Origin of the sequence: Candidatus Nitrotoga sp. BS (assembly GCF_927797785.1) — a bacterium.
Lineage (GTDB): Bacteria > Pseudomonadota > Gammaproteobacteria > Burkholderiales > Gallionellaceae > Nitrotoga.
In genome coordinates this window covers 1-5,146 of record NZ_CAKMLL010000041.1, presented here as the reverse complement: position 1 = coordinate 5,146, position 5,146 = coordinate 1, and the positions used below count along the sequence as shown (strand labels likewise).

Sequence of the window (5,146 nt, the reverse complement as noted above, 5' to 3'; positions counted from 1 at the left end):
CCAAGATGTCTTCCCTCGGTGCCGCAATGCGTAAGTTGGTACATTTGTGCTTTGGTGTACTCAAAACTCAACAGCCATATCAACACAATTATCTGAAAAAAAATGCTTGACTTTAAAGACGGTATCTACATGGCTACGCTTTTCATCGACGGTCGTCATCCACATTTCAATGGTAGACCCCGCACATTTACGTGGCACCTATTTCGTCATGCTTCTACTGGAACCAGTCAATAATTTAATTTGACGGTCAGCGCTGCGTAATTTCAAGGCTTTGGATATGGGGAATTGGAGAGTTGCTGCGGAGCTCTACTGTATGTGATCCCGGCGTGTCAACAAACCAAACAAATTCTTCTGTTAATGTTGCTTTCCACCCATTGGAGAGGCCCACTGCGTCACGCTTTCGCAGCTTGCCATCAATGTATAGCTTCATTGGGCGTTGTTCAGGTCTATCAGGTGATGCATAGTTTGCTTCCAATGCGTAGGTACCACAACTGGCCGCATCGAAGTGGAACATGACACGCCGAAGCGCTCCCGGTGTAATACTACTGATCTCCGTATCCGTTATTCCCTTGTAAATAGCTCCCCGAGAAAGAAAGGCGTCGCGCTTAACACCGACCATCTTATCTGTGTCTTCAATAAGCGCGATGTTCTGTGGATCGCAATTCCTCGGCTGGTATTTTTTTGGAAACAACACCGTGAAATTGCCGGCGTTTGTGAATATGTTGACGAACCCGCCTGCGTGGACTAGCCGTGGCTCAATTTGCTTCCTGGACTCTGGTAGCCGTTCACAGGTCATTGTCAGATAATTAGAATTTATCTCCTGGCGAGCTTTTGCGTCGAACAGATCACCCGTGCATTTGATTGAGCCGCTGATGTATGTCGGCCTTGATATTCGCTGAGAACCTTTAGAGGTTTTTAGGGAAATACTTGCGATAGAGTCATCGTCCACCCAATGCCCCGTAAAGTCTATAATGTTCGATTCTCTGGGAACACAGAGGGCTGCCAGCTTAATAGCATTACTCGACAAGATAGACTGGTTAGAGCGATAGTCAGTCGCGAGTTTGTCGCTCGTGTAGTCCGAGCTGCACATGATCTCGGTCTCCTTAGCGGCCTGCGCTGAGCTACTGCTGCCATTAGCACTTAATGGACCGACTGACCCAGAAATTGATCCGTCTGTTGACGATGATAAGCTCTTGTCTCTTGAGCTGCAATATGCCTTTTTTGCCTCTGCGTACGAGCCTTGTATGAAGGTCGTATTGACAGCATCAAAGAGTCCGCGCCGAGCTATTTCTAGGCAGAACTGATTTGGATCTGCTAAGGCGTTCGTAGCGAAGAGTAGTAGCGTTGCAGCAATACTTGCGGTGGGTAGTTGCATGGAATCTCCAATAGACGTTTTAGTTTATAGAATAGGCTAATCGTAGGAGTAAAACATCATAGCAAACCCTCCAAAATTATTAGACCAAGTGCGCGATAAGTTGCGGGTTAAGTATTATGGTATTTCTCCTGATCTAACTTATATATTTTGAATATAACACTTTGTTTTATTTCATGACAAGCCCCATCCGTAAAATCTGCGCGCGCCCGATGTGAAGACTTTTTCTACTCACTTGGCAATGGAGGGAAAAGTTTCCGCATATACTCAGAACCAGACGAAGATTGCGCTATTAAACGTTTACGGAGATGGGTTGGAAATTCAACTGCCGAAGCTCGATATTGTCTAGGCCAAAGCGCCGAAACAGTTGCCCATGGTGCATACCGTAAGCGAAGTGCAGACTGCGAACTCTAAAATACAGATTGCGAGCATTTACTGCACAGATTATTTTCGTACCTATATTTTTTTAGTGGCGCTTCGTACTACAAATCGGTTAACCGCTGCAACAACTTCTCATGTATCCCACCAAATCCGCCATTGCTCATGACCAGAACATTATCGCCGGGTCTAGCTACCGCAACAATGGCCACTATCAATTCGTCCAAATTATCTTTTACGATAGCTCTGTCTCCCAGCGGAGCGAGTACCGCCCGAGCATCCCATCCTAAATTGAAGTCGTAGCAAAAGACCAGGTCGGCATCCTTAAGACTTTCAGGCAGCGCGTTCTTCATCACGCCGAGTTTCATGGTATTTGAACGCGGCTCCAGCACCGCCAGAATGCGCGCACTACCTGCTTTGTCTCGTAAGCCTGACACGGTGGTGGCAATCGCAGTGGGGTGATGCGCGAAATCGTCATATACGGTGATACCGTTTACCACGCCGCGCATTTCCATGCGCCGTTTGACGTTTTTAAATTCGCTCAATGCTGCCAAACCCTGTGTCACGGGCACACCGGCATGACGCGCGGCGGCAAGTGCGGCAAGTGCGTTCAAGCGGTTGTGTTCACCCATTAACTCCCAATTCAGTTCACCCTGCGCTTCGCCATTTAAAGCCACACGATTATCTGCATCGATGTTCCAGCCTTCCGCACAGGCAAATAATTCCACAGGCGTCCAGCAGCCGTGATTGATCACGCGTTTTAATGAATCTTCACGGCCGTTGCTGATTATCAGACCGTTGCCGGGCACCGTGCGCACCAGATGATGGAATTGTGTTTCGATGGCGGCGAGGTCGGTAAAGATGTCGGCGTGATCGAATTCCAGATTGTTGAGGATGACGGTGCGCGAACGGTAATGAATGAACTTGGAGCGTTTGTCGAAGAAGGCGGTGTCATATTCATCCGCTTCAATGACGAAGAAAGGCGTATCGGTTAAACGCGCAGAGAGTCCGAAATTCTGCGGTACGCCGCCAATCAGGAAACCCGGGTTCAGGCCCGCATATTCCAGTATCCACGCCAGCATTGAGGTGGTGGTCGTTTTGCCATGGGTACCTGCGACTGCCAGCACCCACTTATCCTGCAGCAGATTTTGCGCCAGCCATTGCGGGCCGGAAATATAGGGCAGGTTGCGATTGAGGATTTCTTCCATCAGCGGATTTCCGCGCGATACCACATTGCCTATAACGAAAATGTCCGGCTGCAGGGAGATTTGTTCCGGGCCGAAACCTTCAATCAGTTCTATGCCTTGCGCTTCAAGTTGCGTGCTCATGGGCGGATAAACGTTGGCATCGCAGCCGGTGACGCGATGCCCTGCCTGTTTGGCCAGCACGGCAATGCCGCCCATGAAGGTGCCACAAATACCAAGAATATGAATGTGCATGTTATGCCTTGAAAATAATAAACACCGCACTCATCAAGCACAGCGCGGCATAGCCGATGCGGTTGTCTGGCACTTGTCGCAAGTATTTGGATCGTGCGGTGTTCCAGCTCACCCGTGCAGCAAGGTGCCACAGCGAATAGGTGATTTTATTGAAGTGTTCATGCTGGGGAAAAGTCGTGAACATATTTGAAGTAATTAACAGTGGGTGTGTGATCCAAATATTGGAGGGCGTTCTTAAAAATCCAAGTTTGTGAACCGCCCCTTTACGGCTTGCTTGCTTACCCCATTTCGTCACAATACGGTGTTATTCATAAAAAATATCGTTTGCAGATAAGCCATATGCCGCGCTCAAATTGTTTATTCGTACGGATTCTTTAAGTCTGACAGGCTGCTAGCCTGAATTTTTTCGTAGCAAGTTAGAGCGCTTATACATTCCATTTATATCTCACACGATGGTAATGGATCGTATGCAGTAATTTCCTATCGTGTTGTAGACGGCCTGTAATAATTCCAGGAAATATTCCAATTGTGTCAGCAAAGGCCTTGATAGCATTACTGGAAAAGTCTGAATTACTCAGAAAAATATTGTAATCTGTTACTGGAATTAAAGCCGTTTGTGCGAATGTATCAGCTTCCTTTTCTTGCTTTTGGTATTGAGGGTCTAATTTACCGTTTTCAAGGAATGTGACTCTCTTGTCATGCAGTAGAATGTGCCCGATTTCATGGAACAGACTAAACCAAAAAATATCAGACCATGCACCACGTAAAGACATCATAATTACAGCTTTATTGTTATTTAACCAAAATGTTGCGCCTGTAGTGTAGGACCTTGGAAAGGTCGGGGCTAGAGCAAGAACAACTCCACATTCAGCTAGTACTTTCTTTATTTCTTTAATCAGTTCATTTGGCTCAACAATGTTTGTAAGCGCTCTAAGTTTAGCAATACTAAACTTTAGTTTCTCTTTGCAAAAAAGCTCCACATCCGCATCGTCTGCCATCCTATGTCCTGCTCTTAGCCATGAAGCGAGAGACTCATGTGACACGGTGTTTTTTTCATGTTGGCGAAATGCAGGAGCGAACTCCTTAACCGTTCTAATATTATTTAATGAAGAAACGCCAAAAAACACTCTTAGAGAAATAACTTTCTTCAGCTTATCGCTAGTTTTTTTTACAAGGTTTAGCTTGCTAAGTTCAAGGTAGGGAAACTTGCAAAGCAAGTTTTCTTCAGTCTTAATTTCTTCAAGCTGCTGTTTCTTAGCAAGAATTAAACGGTACTCTGTTTCTAGTTTGCTCCAAAACTGAGCTGACACACCTAAGACTTGTTCTAATTGCAATGCTGTTTCAGGCGTTATAGCTTTCTCCCCTTTTACAATTTCATTAATAGCTTGAGGAGGCCTTCCCATTCGCCTAGCTAACTCTGCCTGACTAATGTCTACATCTTCTAGCACTTCTTCAAGGTACTCACCGGGTGGTATGGCTAGATCAGAAATAAAAGCTGTCTCAGTCATCATAATGTTTACTCACTTCTTTTATTTGGGCTATCTCTAAATGATCACCTTCAACCATAAAAATTAGCCTGTAAAACCCTGTCAAATTGACGGCATACTGTCCGTGTCTATTGCCTTTTAGAGGGTGGCACCTTAAGCCTGGCAGCGACATAAGCTCATCTAAGTCTTTTGCCGCTTTAATTAAATTAACCCTTTGAATGTATTTAGTTGCAATGCGATCTCCAAACTCCCTTTGGGCTTGGCTGCTTTGGCAATAGCACTGCTCAAGCTTTTTAGTCTTGAAATTGACTATCAAATTTACATCCTATGCACAGTGAAAATTTAGTATTTGACGTTCACCTTATAGGTGAATGGTATATGACAGGTTCGTCATTGTCGAGATAAAAGTGCTCTACCTAGTGTAGAGAACCGTAATTAACGGAACTAATAACAATGGTGCCTGTCTCATT

At 45.5% G+C, this 5,146-nt stretch carries 5 protein-coding genes and 1 pseudogene; 1 reads left to right on the top strand and 5 read right to left on the bottom strand.

Annotated elements, in window-relative coordinates:
* A pseudogene (locus MJ769_RS04010) lies at positions 1-110 on the top strand (IS110 family transposase); the annotation flags it as partial.
* 137 nt (positions 111-247) lie between these two features.
* Here MJ769_RS04010 and MJ769_RS04005 read toward each other — a convergent pair.
* The 5 genes from MJ769_RS04005 to MJ769_RS03985 all read right to left on the bottom strand — a co-directional run bounded on the left by MJ769_RS04005 (position 248) and on the right by MJ769_RS03985 (position 4,992).
* A complete protein-coding gene (locus MJ769_RS04005; protein WP_239234542.1) occupies positions 248-1,375 on the bottom strand; it encodes a hypothetical protein in 1,128 nt (375 codons plus the stop codon).
* 479 nt (positions 1,376-1,854) lie between these two features.
* Positions 1,855-3,189, bottom strand: a complete 1,335-nt coding sequence (mpl, locus tag MJ769_RS04000; protein WP_239234541.1) for a UDP-N-acetylmuramate:L-alanyl-gamma-D-glutamyl-meso-diaminopimelate ligase — start codon at positions 3,187-3,189, stop codon at positions 1,855-1,857.
* 1 nt (position 3,190) lies between these two features.
* Positions 3,191-3,484, bottom strand: coding sequence for a DMT family protein (locus tag MJ769_RS03995; protein ID WP_445083064.1), 294 nt, complete (start codon positions 3,482-3,484; stop codon positions 3,191-3,193).
* Between the two features lie 130 nt (positions 3,485-3,614).
* Complete coding sequence (locus tag MJ769_RS03990; RefSeq protein ID WP_239234539.1) at positions 3,615-4,700, bottom strand: HigA family addiction module antitoxin; 1,086 nt, start codon at positions 4,698-4,700, stop codon at positions 3,615-3,617.
* Positions 4,690-4,992: a type II toxin-antitoxin system RelE/ParE family toxin gene (locus MJ769_RS03985; RefSeq protein ID WP_239234538.1), complete on the bottom strand. Its 303-nt coding sequence runs from the start codon at positions 4,990-4,992 to the stop codon at positions 4,690-4,692. The genes MJ769_RS03990 and MJ769_RS03985 overlap by 11 nt, the downstream gene beginning before the upstream one ends.
* Positions 4,993-5,146: the final 154 nt, after the last annotated feature.